This window comes from Streptomyces sp. NPDC001732, from assembly GCF_053596315.1.
In genome coordinates, this window is sequence record NZ_JBSFFY010000032.1 from 1 (window position 1) to 16,065 (window position 16,065).

Below are 16,065 nucleotides of genomic sequence, written 5' to 3' on the forward strand. Positions count from 1 at the left end.
CTCAACCCATCGCGGGTGCCCGGGCCCGCCCCCCCCGCGGGCGCCCCTCCGCCCCCGCCCGTCCTCACGCCCGGTCCGGATGCCGCGCCGGGCGTCCGGTGGCTCAGTCGTGCGTCATCGGGCGGACGGTGAGGATCTGTTCGGCGTGGCCGACGGGTCCGTCGACGTCGTGGAGGACGCTGCTGGTGCGCCCTTGTCCCGTCGGGCCGAAGGTGACGGTGGTGTCCAGGCCGGCCCAGGGGCCTCGCGGCCTGCGGTGCAGATGGATCGTCAGGTCGAGGTTCGGGAACATCCATTCCTCGGGGTCCTGCTGCACGGCTATGCCGTTCGCGGTGTCCACGAGCCCGATGTACGAGGCCAGGGCGCTGCTCGGTTCGCCCGCGACCAGGGCGAGGGGCGAGGAGATCCAGGCCGCCGCGCGGCCCCTGCGGGACGGGGGCAGCCGACGGACGTCGATGGAGGAGATGTAGCCGCCGTTCCACCTCTCGCCCATCGCCCATGGGGTGAGTTCCTCCGGGGCGGGGAGCCGATCGTGGGGGCTGTCGGCCACGGACGAGGTGTCCAGGGACGCCAGCAGCCAGGCGCGGGCGCGGACGACCGGGCGACCGCCGATGACCACGGTCGCTTCGAGGAGTTCGATGGTCCGGCCGGGGCGGACGGTCTCCACGGTGATCTCGCACTCGTCGAGGGCGATGCGGCCGAGGATGTCGTAGCCGATCCTCGCGAGCGCCGGGTTCCCGGGGCGGTCCGTGAGGTGCTGCTCGATCTCGTGCACGACGAGCCCCGCGAGCGGGCTGAAGTGCTGTTCGTCGGTGTTCCACGCCCCGCCCGCGTGGGCCGTGGGCTTGTAGCGGCCCGCGCCCGTCCGCTCGTAGTAGCTCTCGGGTCCGGCATCGCTGGTGCTCACGGAATCCGTCTCCTCGGGCAGGGCGGGGGTTCGCGGGGATAGGTGCATCAGTCACGCATCGTAGGAAGCCTCGAAGTGATCAGTCACCGTGATCTGCCGCACACCGGGCCGCGGGGTGCCGCCGGTGCCGCCCGGTCCGGGGCGCTGCCCCCGGCGCCCCGGCGTGGTCCGGTCTCCGGGGCGCCGGTGCCTCGCCGGACAGCCTCGCGCCCCGCCGGGCCCCGCCATTCGGCCGTGTCCCGCCGTTCGGCCTCAGCCCCGGTACGCCTCCAGCAGGCGCAGCCACACCTCGCTGATCGTCGGGTAGGCCGGGACGGCGTGCCACAGCCGGGCGAGGGGGACCTCGCCCGCGACCGCGATCGTCGCCGAATGCAGCAGTTCGCCGATGCCCGGTCCGACGAAGGTGACGCCGAGCAGGATCTCCCGGTCGAGGTCCACGACCATGCGGGCGCGACCCCGGTAGCCCTCCGCGTACAGACTCGATCCCGCCACCGCGGCGAGGTCGTGGTCGACGGCGCGGACCCGGTGGCCGGCCCGTTCGGCCTCGGCGAGGGTGAGACCGACCGAGGCGGCCTCCGGGTCGGTGAAGACGACCTGGGGAACGGCCGCACGGTCGGCGGTGGCGGCATGGGCGCCCCAGGGATCCGTCTCCAACGGCGGGGCGCCGGTGGTGCGGGCGGCGATCGCGGCGCCCGCGACGCGTGCCTGGTACTTGCCCTGATGGGTGAGGAGCGCCCGGTGGTTGACGTCGCCGACGGCGTAGAGCCAGGTGGTGCCGTCGACGCGGCAGCTGTCGTCGACGGTGAGCCAGGAGCCGGGTTCCAGGCCCACCGTCTCCAGGCCGAGGTCGTCGGTGCGCGGGGCCCGGCCGGTGGCGAAGAGGATCTCGTCGGCCTCGACGCTCGTGCCGTCGTCCAGTTCCACGGTGACCGGGCCGTCCGGCTCCGCACGCCGTGCGGAGGTCGCCGAGACTCCGGTGCGGATGTCGGCGCCCGCCTCCATCAGCGCGCGGGCGACCAGTTCGCCCGCGAAGGGTTCCATCCGCGGCAGGAGTCCGGTGCCGCGGACCAGCATCGTCACCCGGGCGCCGAGGGCCTGCCAGACGGTGGCCATCTCCGTCCCGACCACGCCGCCCCCGACGATCACGAGGCGGCCGGGCACCTTCCTGGCGCTCGTCGCCTCCCTGCTGGTCCAGGGACGGGCTCCGTCGATGCCGGGCAGGTCGGGGACGACGGCCCGGCTGCCGGTGCAGACGGCGACGGCGTGCCGGGCGGTGAGCCGGTGTTCCGTGCCGTCGGGGGCGGTGACGGTCACCGTCCTCTCGCCGGTCAGCCGGCCCCGTCCCCGGTGGAGGTCCGCGCCGATGCCCTCCAGCCAGGCGACCTGTCCGTCGTCCTTCCAGTGCGAGGCGTACGCGTCGCGGTGGGCGAGTACCGCCGCCGTGTCGAGCGGCCCCCGCACCGAGTCGGCGAGGCCCGGGACGCGGCGGGCGTCGGCACGGGCGACGACCGGACGCAGCAGGGCCTTGCTGGGCATGCAGGCCCAGTAGGAGCATTCGCCGCCGACGAGTTCCGACTCGACGACCGCCGTGCTCAGTCCGGCGGCACGGGTCCGGTCGGCGACGTTCTCGCCGACCGGGCCGGCTCCGATCACCACGACGTCGTACTCGGTGTTCAGGGAGGGATCAGTCATGGGGACAGTCTGGTGGCGGGTGTATCCGGCGGCCACACGGGCAGGCGGAATAGCGCATGCACGGGCACCGTTGTGCCGGACAGGTCCGAACGGGCACAGGAAGAGGTAGTGGAGTATGAGCACCATCGAGCTCACCAAGGAAAACTTCGACCAGGTCGTCAGTGAGAACGACTTCGTCCTGATCGACTTCTGGGCTTCCTGGTGCGGGCCGTGCCGACAGTTCGCGCCGGTCTACGACGCGGCGTCGGAGCGCCACGACGACCTGGTCTTCGCCAAGGTCGACACCGAGGCGCAGCAGGAGCTGGCGGCGGCCTTCGAGATCACCTCCATTCCCACGCTGATGATCGTCCGGGAGAACGTGGCGGTGTTCGCACAGCCCGGGGCGCTGCCCCCGGCGGCGCTGGAGGACGTGATCGGGCAGGCCCGGAAGCTGGACATGGACGAGGTCCGCAAGTCCATCGAGGAGCAGCAGAAGGGGAAGTAGCGGATTCCGCGCACCCCGGGTGAGGGGTCCGGCCGGTCGGCGGTTCGCGAGGGGCCGGACCCTTGCCGTGTCCGGGCCCCCGGCCCACGGCCCCGGGTGCTGTCCGCGTCCGGATCCGGTGGTCCGGGCGTCGGCCGGTTCGGGCTTCAGGCGTCGGCGGCCGTTTCGGCGTTCTTCTCCTCGACTCGCGCCGAGAGTCCGTAGGCCAGTTCGGCGCCGTCGACGAGCAGGGCCTCGACCGCGTGCGTGGCGGGGTCGATGTCCGCCACGATGCCTTCGCCCGAATACCGTGGGTAGCCCGACGCGCCCGTCTCCCCGGTCGCCGAGACGACCGCCGAGCGGATCGGACCGCCCGGCTCGGCGGCGTCGTCGGTCTCCTCGGCGAATCCGGGAACGAGCAGGATCTCGTAGCTCTGCGGATGACTCATGGTCAAGACGCTAGGCACGTGGTGCGCGGCCCGCATGTCGCGGCGGCCCCGCGCGCCGCGGACCGGCCGTCCCGGTGGTTCAGCTGGACTCGCGGGGAACCGCCCCGGCGCGCAGCAGGTCGTGGTGTTCGGGGGTTCCGCCGGGCTGCCGTACGAGCCGGTCGACGAGGTCCGCCAGCGGCTGTGCCGTGGCCAGTTCCAGGCGTACGGTGCTGAGGCGGGGCCGCAGCAGTCTGCCCAGCATCAGGTCGTCGGCGCCGACCACGGCGGCCTCGCCCGGCACGTCGATGCCCGTGTCCTGCAGGGCGCGCATCAGGAGCATCGCGTACTCGTCGTTGTAGGCGAACACGGCGTCCAGGTCCAGTGCGCGCCAGCGGGCCGCCAGCCGGGCGGCCGATTCCTCGTCGTACCGCAGCGGCAGCGGTTCGATCCGGGCGCCGCCGCCCCGTGCGGCCTGCCGGGCTCCGGTCAGCCGGGGTTCGGAGAACGGGGCGAGGGCCGCCTCCTCCGGCATGACCACGCCGATGCGCCGCCGGCCGCGCTCCAGCAGGTGTCCGACCGCGCAGTTGCCGACCCGCCGCTGGTCCATGACCAGCGCGTGGGCGCCCGGTACCGGCTGCGGGCCGAGGGTGATCACGGCTCTGGCCCCGGACCGTCCGAGCACGGATATGCCCTGCGGGGTGAGGGCGATCGTGCTGGGGGCTATGACGGCGACGGGACGGAGTTCGGCCCAGGCGCGGGGCACGTCCTCGGGGGCGAGTCCGGTGCTGCCGTACTGGACCACGGTGTAGTCGAGGCGGCGCAGTCCGGATTCCAGTTCGTGGAAGAAGCGGTGCTGGAGTCGGCCGGCCGGGAAGTTCACGGTGGGCAGCAGCACCATGCGGGTGTGTCCGGCGCGCAGGCTCCGGGCGGCGGCGTGCGGCACGTAGCCCAACTCGGTGGCTGCTTCCCTGACCCGGCGGCGGGTGGATTCGCTGATCCGTACGGTCGCGTTGTTGTTCAGCACGTACGAAACGGTGGCCCGGGAGACACCGGCGAGCCGTGCGACGTCGGCACTGGTGGGAACGGGGCGGGGGGTGGGTTGGTTCGGTAACTGGCTCATGGCGTCGGGCAGTCTTCCAGACCCGCGCGGCAGGCGTACGGTCGGGCCGTCGGCGCCGGCCGGCCCGCCGGGGCGGGAAGGCCGCGCACCGGGGCCGTCGTACGGCGCGCGACCCGGCCCACCGGCCCCGTTCCCCACGACGGGCCGCGCAGGTCCTACGGTGTGGGGATGACCATCCAGCACCGTGAGGACAGCATCGCCGGCCCGGACGACTTCCCCGGCCGCGCCGGCCCGGCCGCCACCCGTGAGGCCGACCCGCTCGACGTGGGCCCGGTCCGCACCTCGTACGCACCCGACCGGGACGGCGACCCCGATCCGGGGGAAATCGTCTGGACCTGGGTTCCGTTCGAGGAGGGCGACGGACGCGGCAAGGACCGCCCGGTCCTGGTGGTGGCCCGTGAGGAGACGGGCACCCTGCTCGCCGTGCAACTGTCCAGCAAGCAGCACGACCGGGACCGCGAGTGGGTGGCGCTGGGGGCCGGGCCGTGGGACGGCTCGGGCCGCCCCTCGTGGGTCGACCTGGACCGGGTCCTGCGGGTGCACGAGGACGGGATGCGGCGGGAGGCGTGCGCGCTGGACCGCAACAGGTTCGACCTGGTCGCCGATCGGCTGCGGGAGCGCTACGGCTGGAGCTGATCGCGAAACGTCCGGTCGAAGGCGGACCGGACGGCGGATTCGGGATTCCGGTCGAGGATGCCGAAGACGATCTGCTCGAAGTGCCCGGCGAATCTGCCGCCGTCCAGGAGCAGCGCCCGGAACGCCCCGGCCACCTCCGCCGGGTCGTTGCGGAACACGCCGCAGCCCCAGGCGCCCAGCACCAGCCTGCGGTATCCGCGCACCGCCGCCACCTCCAGCACCCGTTCGGCCCTGGAGGCGAGCACGGCGGGGATGCGGTGGGCCTCCTCGGGGGCCCGGCTGCGGACGACTCCGGCGTTGGGCGCCGGGGAGGTGAGGAAACCGACGGTGTACGGGGTGTCGAGCAGCGTGCCCCGGTCGTCGCGGAACACCGGCACGCCGGGCGAGTGGATCACCCGGTCGGTGTAAAGAGCGCTGCGTTCGGCGCGGTGGAAGGCGTAGTAGTCGGGGGCGCGCAGCAGGGTGGCGTACAGGGCGGAGCCGCGGCACAGGGCCTCCTCCTGGGCCTGCGCGCCGTTGAGGTAGCCGCCGCCGGGGTTGCGGGCGGAGGCGTAGTTCAGGACGGCGACCTTGCCGGGGCCCTCGGTGGTCATCCGGTGGGCCGCCCGCAGGCTGCTCTCGTCGGTCACCTCGACGACGGATGTGCGGTCGGAGTCGAGCGCCGCCACCGGCACCGGCTCCGGGCCGTACAGCCTGGTTCCCGAGAGCGCGGCGCCCAGGGCACGTTCGATGCTCACTTCCCGCCCGTCCCCGGTGCGGTAGCGGCCGGCCCGGACAATGGCCTCGGTCTCACGCGCGATACCGCGCAGACGGGCGCTCATCGGTACTCCCCCATGTGGTGCATACGGGGCATGCTCACCGCCGTGGCGGTACGGACGCAACCGGTTTTCCGGCGCCCGGGGGTGCCCTTGTGCGATCCATCCGCAGGGGTTTGGGTGGTACGGAGGCACCCGGAAAGGAGGCCCCGGCATGTCGTCCGACACGCCCGGAGAGCACGGTCCGCCCTGCCATTCCCCGCCCCTCGGCGAGGTCGAGGCGGAGGATTTACTGCGCTGCATCTGTTTCAAGACGGGACCGCCCCGCAGGGTCGGTGTCGAACTCGAATGGCTCATTCACGACCGTGATCGACCCCGCGTCCCCGTCTCCCCCGACCGTCTCGACGCGGCGGCCGCCGCGCTGCGGGCCCTGCCCCTGAGCGCGGCGCTCACCTTCGAACCCGGCGGCCAGCTGGAACTCAGTTCGCTCCCCGCCGATTCCCTGATGGCGTGCGTCGACGCCACCGCCGCCGATCTCACCGCGGTACGGGAGGCCCTGGACCGGGCGGGTCTCGCCCCGGTGGGTCTGGGCGTCGACCCGTGGCACCCCCCGCGCCGGCTGCTGCGCGAACCCCGTTACGACGCCATGGAGGCGGCTTTCGACCGGACGGGACCGGCGGGCCGCGCCATGATGTGCACCAGCGCGTCCGTCCAGGTCTGTCTGGACGCCGGGACGGAGGAGGCCGGGCCGCTCGGTCACGAACGGCGCTGGCGGCTCTCCCATCTGCTGGGCGCGGTCCTGGTGGCGGTGTTCGCGAATTCGTCCTACCGGCTCGGCCGTCCGACGCCGTGGCGGTCCGCCCGGCAGTCGCTCTGGACCGCTCTCGACCCCTGGCGCCCCCTGGCACCGCCCGACCGGCTGCCGCCGCGCGACGCCTGGGCCGCGCACGTCCTGGACACGCCGGTGATGTGCATCCGGGACGACACGGGCCCCTGGGCCGTGCCTGACGGGCTGACGTTCCGTGACTGGATCCGCACCGGCGCGCCGAGACCACCGGTGCGCGCCGATCTCGACTACCACCTCAGCACGCTCTTCCCGCCGGTGCGCCCGCGCGGACACCTGGAGTTCCGGATGATCGACGCCCAGCGCGGTGCGGACGGGTGGCTGGTGCCGCTCGCCGTCACCACTGCCCTGTTCGACGACCCGGAGGCCGCGGAGGCGGTGTACCGCGTCGTGGAACCGCTGGCCGGGACGGCCGGTGCGCAGCCCGCGCCGCGCAATCCGCTCTGGGTGGGCGCCGCCCGCGGCGGTCTGGCCGATCCCGCGCTGCGGGCGGCGGCCACCGCCTGTTTCGGGATCGCGCTGGAGGCGCTGCCCCGGCTGGGGGCCACGAAGGACGTGCTGGAGGCGGTGGCCGGGTTCCACGACCGGTTCACCGCACGGGGCCGGTGTCCGGCCGACGATCTTCCCGAACTGCTCGCACCGGGCTCGCCCGACGGTCCGGGCCACTGCTTCGAGGGACTGCGCTCATGACCGAATCCACCGCACCCGACGGGTCTGCTCCGCACGGAGCGGACACCGAATCGCTCCGGCGGCGCGCCCTGGCCGCGCTGCTCACCGCGCGGGAACGCACCGCGCTGCTCACCGACAGCGTGGACGACCGCGAACTGACCGCCCAGCACTCGCCGTTGATGTCCCCGCTGGTCTGGGACCTCGCCCACATCGGCAACCAGGAGGAGTTGTGGCTGCTGCGCGGGGTGGCCGGGCGGGAGGCGATGCGTCCGGAGATCGACGGGCTGTACGACGCCTTCGAGCACCCCCGGGCGACGCGTCCGTCGCTGCCGTTGCTGGCCCCCGCCGAGGCCCGTTCGTACGCCGCCGAGGTGCGCGGCCGGGCGCTGGACGTGCTCGACGGCACCGAGCTGGACGGCGCCCGTCCGCTGGTGCGGTCCGGCTTCGCCTTCGGCATGATCGCCCAGCACGAACAGCAGCACGACGAAACGATGCTGATCACCCATCAGCTCCGGTCGGGGCCCGCCGTGCTGACCGCCCCGGTCCCGCCCGCGCCCACCGACGCCGCGGATCTGCCGACGGAGGTCCTGGTCCCGGGCGGCCCGTTCACCATGGGCACCTCCACCGAGCCGTGGGCGCTGGACAACGAACGGCCGGCGCACGTGCGGGAGGTGCCGGACTTCTTCGTCGACACGACGCCGGTCACCTGCGGCGCGTACCGGGAGTTCGTCGAGGACGGCGGCTACACCGAACGGCGCTGGTGGGCGCCCGAGGGGTGGGCGATGGTCCGTGAGCACGAGCTGGCGGCCCCGCTGTTCTGGCACCGGGACGCCGGGCAGTGGCTGCGCCGCCGTTTCGGTGTCACCGAGGTGGTGCCCGGGGACGAGCCGGTGCTCCACGTCAGCTGGTACGAGGCGGATGCGTTCGCCCGCTGGGCGGGGCGCCGGCTGCCCTCGGAGGCGGAGTGGGAGAAGGCGGCGCGCCACGACCCGGTGTCGGGGCGTTCGCGGCGCTATCCCTGGGGAGACGAGGACCCGACACCCGAGCGGGCGAACCTGGGGCAGCGCCATCTGCGGCCCGCTGCCGCGGGGGCGTACGCCGCGGGCCGGTCGCCGCTCGGTGTGGGGCAGTTGATCGGTGACGTGTGGGAGTGGACATCGAGCGACTTCCTGCCCCACCCCGGGTTCGTGGCGTTCCCGTACCGCGAGTACTCCGAGGTGTTCTTCGGCCCGGTCCACAAGGTGCTGCGCGGCGGTTCGTTCGCCGTGGACCCGGTGGCGTGCCGGGGGACGTTCCGCAACTGGGACCTGCCGGTGCGGCGTCAGATCTTCTCCGGTTTCCGTACCGCGAGGGATGCGTGATGTGCCGTCACATCGCTTACCTGGGGCCGTCGGTGGCCCTGGGGGAACTGCTGACCCGGCCGCCCCATTCACTCGTGCGCCAGTCCTGGGCGCCGCGTCGGCAGCGGTACGGGACCGTCAACGCCGACGGTTTCGGCGTCGGTTGGTACGCGGAGGGCGATCCGGTGCCCGGCCGCTACCGGCGGCCGGGCCCGGTCTGGGGCGACCGCACGTTCGCCGATCTGGCCAGGGTGGTGCGCAGCACGGCGCTGCTCGCCGCCGTCCGTGACGCCACCGAGGCGGGCGACGACGGCGAGGCCGCGGCCGCCCCGTTCGCGGCGGGGCGGCTGTTGTTCAGCCACAACGGCGCGGTGCGGGGCTGGCCCCGCTCGATGGCCCCGCTCGCCGCCGCGCTGCCGTCGGCCGAACTGCTCACCCTCACCGCCCGCTGCGACTCGGCCCTGGTCTGGGCCCTCGTGCGGCACCGTCTGACCGACGGCGACGGCCTGCCGCAGGCCGTCGCCGACACGGTGCTCGACGTGGCCGCCGCGGCGCCGGAGTCCCGGCTGAACCTGCTGCTCACCGACGGCACCACGATCGTGGCGACGGCCTGGGGCGACACCCTGTCGTACCTCTGCGGGCCCGGCCCGCGCACGGTCGTGGCCTCGGAGCCGTACGACGACGATCCGCGCTGGCGCACCGTCGCCGACCGCACGCTGCTGACGGCGACCCGCACCGACGTCCTGCTGACCCCGCTCAAGGAGCCCCTTGCGTGAGTCCCTTCCTGTTGACCCGTACCCTGCCGGTGGACGCGACGGACGCGGCGCTGCGCGCCGATGTCCTGCACGGTCTGACCCGGTGTCCGAAGACCCTGCCGCCCAAGTGGTTCTACGACGCGCGCGGCAGCGAACTGTTCGAGGAGATCACCCGGCTCCCGGAGTACTACCCGACCCGTGCCGAACGCGAGATCCTGATCGGCCGCTCCGGGGAGATCGCCGGGGCGTCCGGGGCGCGGACCCTGATCGAGTTGGGGTCGGGGTCGTCGGAGAAGACCCGGCACCTGCTGGACGCGCTGCCCGGACTGCACAGTTACGTACCGGTCGACGTGAGCGAGAGCGCGCTGCGCGGCGCCGCCGGGGCCCTGCTCGTGGAGCGGCCGGAGCTGTCCGTGCACGCCCTGGTCGCCGATTTCACCGGGGGCCTCGCACTGCCGGGCACTCCGGGGCCGCGGCTGGTCGCGTTCCTGGGCGGCACGATCGGCAATCTGCTTCCCGAGGAACGCGCGGTGTTCCTGAGGTCGGTGCGATCGCTGCTCTCCCCCGGCGACGTGCTGCTGCTCGGCACTGACCTGGTGAAGGACGAGGAGGTGCTGGTGGCCGCGTACGACGACGCGGCGGGGGTGACGGCGGAGTTCAACCGGAACGTGCTGCGGGTCGTGAACCGCGAACTGGGCGCGGACTTCGATCCGGCCGGTTTCGACCATGTGGCGCGCTGGGATCCGGAGCAGGAGTGGATCGAGATGCGGCTGCGGGCCCGGGAGGCGCACAGTGTGAAGATTCCGGAACTGAATCTGGTCGTGTCCTTCGAGGCCGGTGAGGAGCTGCGCACGGAGGTGTCGGCCAAGTTCCGCCGGGAGGGTGTCCGGGCGGAACTCGCCGCGGCCGGTCTGCGCCTGGATCAGTGGTGGACGGATTCGGGTGACCGGTTCGCGCTCTCGTCGGCGACTGCGGTCTGAGCGAGACGGGTCAGGGTGCGGCGGTCGGCCGGGCCGCCCGCCGGGATCGGCGGCAGGACGCGGATCTCGGCGGTCAGACCGGCCGCCGTCACCACCCGCCACAGTGAGGCGACGAGCGGATCGTCGCCGACGAACGCGGCCGCGCCGGTGTGTTCCGGTGGGGCGGCGCCCGGGTGGCCGACCGGGTGTCCGTCCGCGGGGGGCCCGGTCCGGCCGGGCGGCCCGGGGCTCCCGGCCGGTGTGGCGCGGTAGGAGATGCGTACCGGGCGGACCGTGGCGCCCGCGTCGATCGCCGCCTGGAAGACGGCGGGCCCGAACCGGCCGCCCGGCCCGTGCCCGCACCGGGTGGTGCCCTCCGGGAAGACGACCACGCGTGCCCCGCGGCGCAGGGCCGCCGCGATGTCGCGCACGGTCGTGGGCAGGGCGCGCAACCGGTCCCGTTCCACGAAGAGCGTGCCGCCGAGGGCGGCGAGCGGGCCGAGCAGCGGCCAGTCGCGTATCTCGCGCTTGGCCAGCACCCGGCCGGGGAACACCGCCGCGACGAGCGGGATGTCCAGCCAGGAGATGTGGTTGGCGACGACGAGCGTGCCCGGTGGGGCAGGTGCCGTACCGGAGGCGGTGTCGGTGGGGCGTGGCGGGCCGGACGTCGGGGCGGTGGGGTGGGGTGGGACGGTGACCCGTACGCGTACCCCGAAGGCGCGTACGACGGCGTACGCCCAGTGCCGGATCAGCCACTGCCGCCGTGCCGGGCCGAGCACCATCACGAAGGGCGCGGCGAGTGCCCCGGCCAGGACGACGGCGCCCCCGGTGAGCAGCAGGCCCGCGGCGGCCGGACGGCCGCGCGTGCGGCCGTGGTGGGCGGCGCAGCCGTGCGGGGTGCAGGGCGCGGTGGGCAGCCAGGGATTCATCGCAGCGGGGCGAGGGCGAGGAAGTGGCGCAGGTAGCGCGGGTCGGTGCGGCGCAGCGACAGCAGCACGTACAGGTCGGCGACGTTGAATTCGGGGTCGTGGGCGGGTGCCCCGCACACCTGGGCGCCGAGGCGCAGATAGCCGCGGAGCAGCGGGGGAAGCGTGGCGAGCCCGGTGCGTACGGGGCTCTCCGTCCCGGTGGGCCGCCAGAGGCGGTGGGGGGTGACCCAGCGGTCCTCGGGTGCCAGGTACCTGGTCCGCACGGTCTCCCAGGCCCCGGCCGCCGTCGCGCCGCCGTCGGCGAGGGGGATGGAGCAGCAGCCCGCCAGCCAGTTGTGGCCGGTGCGTTGCATGTAGCGGGCGAGTCCGGCCCAGACCAGTGCGATGACGGCGCCGTCGCGGTGGGCCGGGTGGACGCAGGACCGGCCGACCTCCACCAGGTCGTCGCGGATCGGGGCGAGCCGGCCGAGGTCGAACTCGCCCTCCGCGTAGAGACGTCCGGCCGCACGTGCCCGGTCGGGCGGCAGCAGGCGATAGGTGGCGACGACCTCGCCGGTGGCTTCCTCCCGTACCAGCAGGTGATCGCAGTGGGCGTCGAACGCGTCGCCGTCCAGGCCGGGTTCGGGCCCTTCCAGCCTGGCGCCGAGCTCACCGGCGAAGACCAGGTGGCGCAGCCGCTGGGCGGCCCGGACCTCCTCCTGATCGGTCGCGAGGGACACCCGGTAACGGGGCCGGGCAGCGATGGGGACGGGAACGACGGTGGGGACGACGGGCTGCGCGGGAACGGTGGGGGTGGTGGGAAGCGGGGTGACGGGCAGCGCGTTCATGACGGTCTCCGGGTACGGATCGGCAAGGGCGGCCGCCGGGCTTCGCACTGCGGCGAAGGCCCGGCCCCCTACTTCTTCCGTGACCGGCTGGATTCGACGTGACCGCCATGGAGCGCCGGGATGTGCGACGTCTGAATCCCGGGGGTGTCCGGAAGCGGTCCGTGACGCCGCGCGGCGGCTCGCGGGATCAGCCGCCCGCGAGCCTGGAGGTGATCTTCTCCGAGGCGGCCCTGGCCTCCTGCTTCGGGTCGCCGCCCTCCAGCACGGCCGTCATGTACGGCTTGATCGGGTTGTCGGACTCGACATCCGCCCACTGCGGCGAGTTGGGGGTGGCGCGCCCCCTCGTGGCGCCCTCGGCCATGGCCGCGGTGCCTTCCTGGCCCACGATGACATGGGCGAGCTCGGGCTTGTTGGGCACGTAGCTCATGGTCCTGGCGAGCTCTTCCTGCCACTTGCGGCCCGCCAGCGCCTTGACCACCTCGATGCCCGCGGCCCGCTGGTCGGCGTTGGCCGGCACGATCAGGTCGGACCCGCCGATGAAGACCGAACCGGGCTCTTTCGCGGTCTTGCCCGGGATCGGGAAGTAGCCCAGTTTTCCCTTGAGTTCGGGGTTCTTCTTCTCGATCTGGGCGACGGTTCCGGGGACCGAAATGATCTGTGCGACATTGCCCTTGGCGAACACGTCGGCCTGCGGGGGCTTCTCCTCGTCCGCGTTCTTCGGTCCGTCGCCGAGTGCCTGGAGTTCCTTGTAGAAGCTCATCCCCCGCAGCGCTTCGGGGCTGTCCAGGCTGCCCGCCCAGGTCCCGCCCCGTTCGTCGGCGAGTTCGCCGCCCTCGTCCCAGATGAATCCGGCGAGAACGTACCAGTTCTGACCCGCGAGGTAGATTCCCTGATTTCCCTCGCGGTTGAGCCGTTCGCTGTCCTTGATCCACTCGTCCCTGGTCTTCGGCGGGTTCTTTATTCCGGCCTGCTCGAAGAGCTCCTTGTTGTAGATCACCACTCGATTGGCCGCGTACCAGGGAATCCCGTACTGGACGCCGTACATGTTGCCCGGTTCGGCGAGGCCGGGAAGCCAGTCCTCGCCGCCGAGGTCCCGCATGGACTCCAGGGTGAGGTTGCGCAGACCGCCGCTTTCCGCGTACTGGGCGACCTGGGTGTTTCCGACCTCGATGACGTCCGGGGCGTCCTTGCTCTTGAGGGCCGCGGTGACCTTCGGGACGATTCCGCTCCAGCTCTGGAACTTGAACTCCAGCTCGACGGAGGGGTGATCCTTCTGGTACGCCTCCGTGAAGCGCTTCAGGAAATCGGTGGAAACACTGTCCTTCATCAGCCAGATCGTGACCTTCTTGCTGCCGGACGCCTCCGTTCCCGAGAGGATTCCGCATCCGCCCAGCGCAAAGACAGAAACGAGCGCGACGGCTCCGACGAGTACGCGGTTCTTCACCAGGTTCACCTTCTGCGAAACGGCACGACAAAATTCGGGACCCGGTGTGGGGGACTGCGGGCTGCGCTCGCACGGGCGTGGCTGGATTTTGGTATGGACCAATACTTTGGTCAAGCTCCGTTCGCGAACATTACGTCCCCCGATCCCTCGCGCACCCGGCCCTCATGGGGCACCGTGGTAAGGATGAAAGGGGACATAAGATGTCGAACAACGTCTATCGGGTCACCGAAATCGTGGGAACCTCGCACGAGGGCGTCGACGACGCCATCCGCAGGGGCGTCGCAAGAGCTTCTGAAACGTTGCACAATCTCGACTGGTTCGAGATCACACAGGTACGCGGCGAGATCAGGGACGGCCGGATCGAGCACTACCAGGTGGGCCTGAAGGTCGGTTTCCGGCTCGACGAGACGAGCTGACCCCGCCGACACGCCTTCCGCCCCCTCACCCGCCGCGCACACCGGCCCGGCCGACGCCCCGTCACGCCGCTCGCCCCGGCCGCACCGACGCTCCGTCACGCCGGTCCGGCGCGGCCGGGTGCGGCCGGGCCGGTTCCGCCGCCGGGTTCAGGTGCGTCCCTCGCGCTCCTGTGCGTCCTTGAGCGAGGGCGACACCGTCGCCCACCGGGCCCGCACCACGGCGAAGCCGGCCCGCTCCGCCGCGTCGCAGACCAGTTCGTCGTCGTCGACCAGCATCCGCACCTCACGCTCCCGGCCCAGCCTCCGGAGCGTTTCCAGTTTGGTGTGCCGGGCCGGCCTGCGGTCGTCGTCGCGGCGCATGTACAGCCGCCCCTCGGGCAGCCCGTGCTCGGCCAGCCACGCCACCGTGTCCCGGCGGCACCGCTCGGGCCGGCCGGTGAGATACCTGACCTCGCACTCCTCGGCACTGCTCAGCGCCAGCCGCACGCCCTCGGCCAGCGGCGGGTCGTCGACCGCCGCGGAGAAGAAGCCGTTCCAGTCGCGCCGACGCCCCTCCAGGTAGTGCTGCCGGTGGCCGCTGTCCGCGAGCGTGCCGTCCAAGTCGAATACGGCCAGGGGCCGGTGGTCGCTTCTCACCTCCCCAGGAAATCAGACGAGCGCGACCGCCAGGAGCACCAGGACGACCACCCCGGCCACCGCCGCGGCGACCCGCAGCGACCGGCGCCGGGACCAGACCGGGAGCACCTGCGGGCCGTCGCGCCCGGGGAAGACGTAGAAGACGTGGTCGGGGTCGTCCGGGATCTCCACGACCGTCAGCGGCAGCCGGCCGATGTCGACGCGTCGGGCGACCTCCCGCCGGGCCGGCGCGAGGACCGCTTCGACGGCCGCCGCGTGGGCGGGGTCCAGGCCGGCGGGGAGCGGGGCGTCGGCCGAGGTCAGGGTGGCCCTCTCCCAGGCGCCGGCACGTCCGGTCCGCTGCCGCACGCGCAGTGGCGGTGCCGGGTCCGGGAGCTTCAGCTCATTCCACTCGGGGGCCTGCCGGACCGATCCCGCCGTCCACAGCGTGACCAGCCCCGTCCCCTCGCAGGGGGCGTGCTCCGTCGACCGCTCGCCCGCGCAGACCGGGCAGTCCCTGAAGCCGGTGTCGTCGCACTGCGGGCACGTACTGGTGCCCCGCCCCCGGCATTCGGGGCAGGCGGTGCGGGACTTGCCGCATTTCAGACAGGTGGTCCGCCCCCGGCCGTTCTTCTCCCGTACGGGGCCGGTCACGTTCTTCTCCCGCGCCGGGCCGACCGTCGTGCGGTCCTTGCGGCGTCCGCCCGTGCCGTCGCACCAGGTGCAGGGCTCCACTCCCTCGCAGGCCGGGCACATCGGGCCGGTCTCGCAGGGCAGTTTCCCCCTGGCCCGGCAGCGCGCGCACGGTCGGCGCCCCTCGTCGCAGCCGCAGGCCACCGTTCTCCCCGAGCCGCGGAGCACGAGTTCCACCGTCCGCGTGCGGGCCGGGTCCTTCGGCGGCTCGACCGGGTGGTCGTGCAGATCGCCCTCGTACGTGGGCCGCTTCGACAGGTCGTACCTGCCGGGCCTGGTCTCCGGCCGGGAGGTGCGGGTCTCCAGGGAACGGACGATGCGCAGATCGAGCATCGGGAGCCGGACGACGTCGGCACCGGTCCGGCGCAACTGCCGGCCCCCGCCGGGTGTGCCCAGGTGCCGGGCGACCGCTTCGAGGACGTCGTCCTCGGACAGTGAGTCGGCCATGACGGCGCTTCCACCTCCCCGGTAGGCACGCCCGTGCGCAGGACGCAGCGTACGGGCGGTGTCGCCGGGGGCTCAAGAGGGCCGTACGGTGGACCCGCACACCGTTCCGGGGCATCCGTACAC

17 protein-coding genes are annotated in these 16,065 nt (G+C 73.1%); 7 read left to right on the plus strand and 10 right to left on the minus strand.

Translation table 11 applies throughout. From position 1 onward, the window contains the following. Window positions 1–103: 103 nt before the first annotated feature. Both ACWCXX_RS25810 and ACWCXX_RS25815 read right to left on the minus strand, forming a co-directional pair. The gene (locus tag ACWCXX_RS25810) at window positions 104–907 is read right to left on the minus strand and encodes a thioesterase family protein (protein WP_451131127.1); all 804 of its coding nucleotides are present in this window, start codon (window positions 905–907) and stop codon (window positions 104–106) included. A gap of 252 nt (window positions 908–1,159) precedes the next feature. Then, a complete protein-coding gene (locus ACWCXX_RS25815) occupies window positions 1,160–2,599 on the minus strand; it encodes a dihydrolipoyl dehydrogenase family protein (RefSeq protein WP_451131129.1) in 1,440 nt (479 codons plus the stop codon). Between the two features lie 115 nt (window positions 2,600–2,714). On the opposite strand from ACWCXX_RS25815, the gene trxA reads away from it, so the two are divergent. After that, on the plus strand, window positions 2,715–3,083 hold the full coding sequence (gene trxA, locus ACWCXX_RS25820) for a thioredoxin (RefSeq protein WP_451131131.1): 369 nt from the start codon (window positions 2,715–2,717) through the stop codon (window positions 3,081–3,083). A gap of 146 nt (window positions 3,084–3,229) precedes the next feature. Here trxA and ACWCXX_RS25825 read toward each other — a convergent pair whose 3' ends face one another. Continuing rightward, a complete protein-coding gene (locus ACWCXX_RS25825; RefSeq protein WP_451131133.1) occupies window positions 3,230–3,511 on the minus strand; it encodes a hypothetical protein in 282 nt (93 codons plus the stop codon). Between the two features lie 79 nt (window positions 3,512–3,590). Then, window positions 3,591–4,613 (minus strand): LacI family DNA-binding transcriptional regulator, encoded by a 1,023-nt coding sequence (locus tag ACWCXX_RS25830; RefSeq protein WP_451131135.1) that lies wholly within the window; start codon window positions 4,611–4,613, stop codon window positions 3,591–3,593. Window positions 4,614–4,781: 168 nt separating this feature from the next. On the opposite strand from ACWCXX_RS25830, the gene ACWCXX_RS25835 reads away from it, so the two are divergent. Then, complete coding sequence (locus ACWCXX_RS25835) at window positions 4,782–5,249, plus strand: type II toxin-antitoxin system PemK/MazF family toxin (RefSeq protein WP_451131137.1); 468 nt, start codon at window positions 4,782–4,784, stop codon at window positions 5,247–5,249. Here the strand turns inward: ACWCXX_RS25835 and ACWCXX_RS25840 are convergent. Further along, window positions 5,234–6,070: a TIGR02452 family protein gene (locus tag ACWCXX_RS25840; RefSeq protein WP_451131139.1), complete on the minus strand. Its 837-nt coding sequence runs from the start codon at window positions 6,068–6,070 to the stop codon at window positions 5,234–5,236. The genes ACWCXX_RS25835 and ACWCXX_RS25840 overlap by 16 nt on opposite strands. Window positions 6,071–6,218: 148 nt before the next feature. Between ACWCXX_RS25840 and egtA the strand changes: the two genes are divergently transcribed. From egtA to egtD, 4 genes are read left to right on the plus strand one after another with little or no spacing between them, the layout of a single operon-like run. Continuing rightward, on the plus strand, window positions 6,219–7,538 hold the full coding sequence (gene egtA / locus ACWCXX_RS25845) for an ergothioneine biosynthesis glutamate--cysteine ligase EgtA (protein WP_451131141.1): 1,320 nt from the start codon (window positions 6,219–6,221) through the stop codon (window positions 7,536–7,538). Then, the gene (egtB, locus tag ACWCXX_RS25850; protein ID WP_451131143.1) at window positions 7,535–8,878 is read left to right on the plus strand and encodes an ergothioneine biosynthesis protein EgtB; all 1,344 of its coding nucleotides are present in this window, start codon (window positions 7,535–7,537) and stop codon (window positions 8,876–8,878) included. The genes egtA and egtB overlap by 4 nt, the downstream gene beginning before the upstream one ends. Then, on the plus strand, window positions 8,878–9,633 hold the full coding sequence (egtC, locus tag ACWCXX_RS25855; protein ID WP_451131145.1) for an ergothioneine biosynthesis protein EgtC: 756 nt from the start codon (window positions 8,878–8,880) through the stop codon (window positions 9,631–9,633). The genes egtB and egtC overlap by 1 nt, the downstream gene beginning before the upstream one ends. After that, the gene (gene egtD / locus ACWCXX_RS25860; RefSeq protein ID WP_451131147.1) at window positions 9,630–10,592 is read left to right on the plus strand and encodes an L-histidine N(alpha)-methyltransferase; all 963 of its coding nucleotides are present in this window, start codon (window positions 9,630–9,632) and stop codon (window positions 10,590–10,592) included. The genes egtC and egtD overlap by 4 nt, the downstream gene beginning before the upstream one ends. Here egtD and ACWCXX_RS25865 read toward each other — a convergent pair. The 3 genes from ACWCXX_RS25865 to ACWCXX_RS25875 all read right to left on the minus strand — a co-directional run bounded on the left by ACWCXX_RS25865 (window position 10,535) and on the right by ACWCXX_RS25875 (window position 13,771). Then, the gene (locus ACWCXX_RS25865; protein ID WP_451131149.1) at window positions 10,535–11,500 is read right to left on the minus strand and encodes a lysophospholipid acyltransferase family protein; all 966 of its coding nucleotides are present in this window, start codon (window positions 11,498–11,500) and stop codon (window positions 10,535–10,537) included. The two genes, egtD and ACWCXX_RS25865, sit on opposite strands and share 58 nt — an antisense overlap. Then, the gene (locus ACWCXX_RS25870; protein WP_451131151.1) at window positions 11,497–12,327 is read right to left on the minus strand and encodes a GNAT family N-acetyltransferase; all 831 of its coding nucleotides are present in this window, start codon (window positions 12,325–12,327) and stop codon (window positions 11,497–11,499) included. Before ACWCXX_RS25870 ends, ACWCXX_RS25865 begins: the two co-directional genes overlap by 4 nt. A 187-nt stretch (window positions 12,328–12,514) precedes the next feature. Continuing rightward, window positions 12,515–13,771, minus strand: a complete 1,257-nt coding sequence (locus ACWCXX_RS25875) for an extracellular solute-binding protein (protein ID WP_451131153.1) — start codon at window positions 13,769–13,771, stop codon at window positions 12,515–12,517. A 200-nt stretch (window positions 13,772–13,971) separates the two neighbouring features. Between ACWCXX_RS25875 and ACWCXX_RS25880 the strand changes: the two genes are divergently transcribed. Then, window positions 13,972–14,187, plus strand: coding sequence for a dodecin (locus ACWCXX_RS25880; RefSeq protein WP_451131154.1), 216 nt, complete (start codon window positions 13,972–13,974; stop codon window positions 14,185–14,187). A 147-nt stretch (window positions 14,188–14,334) separates the two neighbouring features. Here ACWCXX_RS25880 and ACWCXX_RS25885 read toward each other — a convergent pair whose 3' ends face one another. Beyond that, window positions 14,335–14,823, minus strand: coding sequence for a phosphatase domain-containing protein (locus ACWCXX_RS25885; RefSeq protein ID WP_451131156.1), 489 nt, complete (start codon window positions 14,821–14,823; stop codon window positions 14,335–14,337). Window positions 14,824–14,835: 12 nt separating this feature from the next. After that, the gene (locus ACWCXX_RS25890) at window positions 14,836–15,942 is read right to left on the minus strand and encodes a hypothetical protein (RefSeq protein ID WP_451131158.1); all 1,107 of its coding nucleotides are present in this window, start codon (window positions 15,940–15,942) and stop codon (window positions 14,836–14,838) included. Between the last annotated feature and the right edge of the window lie 123 nt (window positions 15,943–16,065).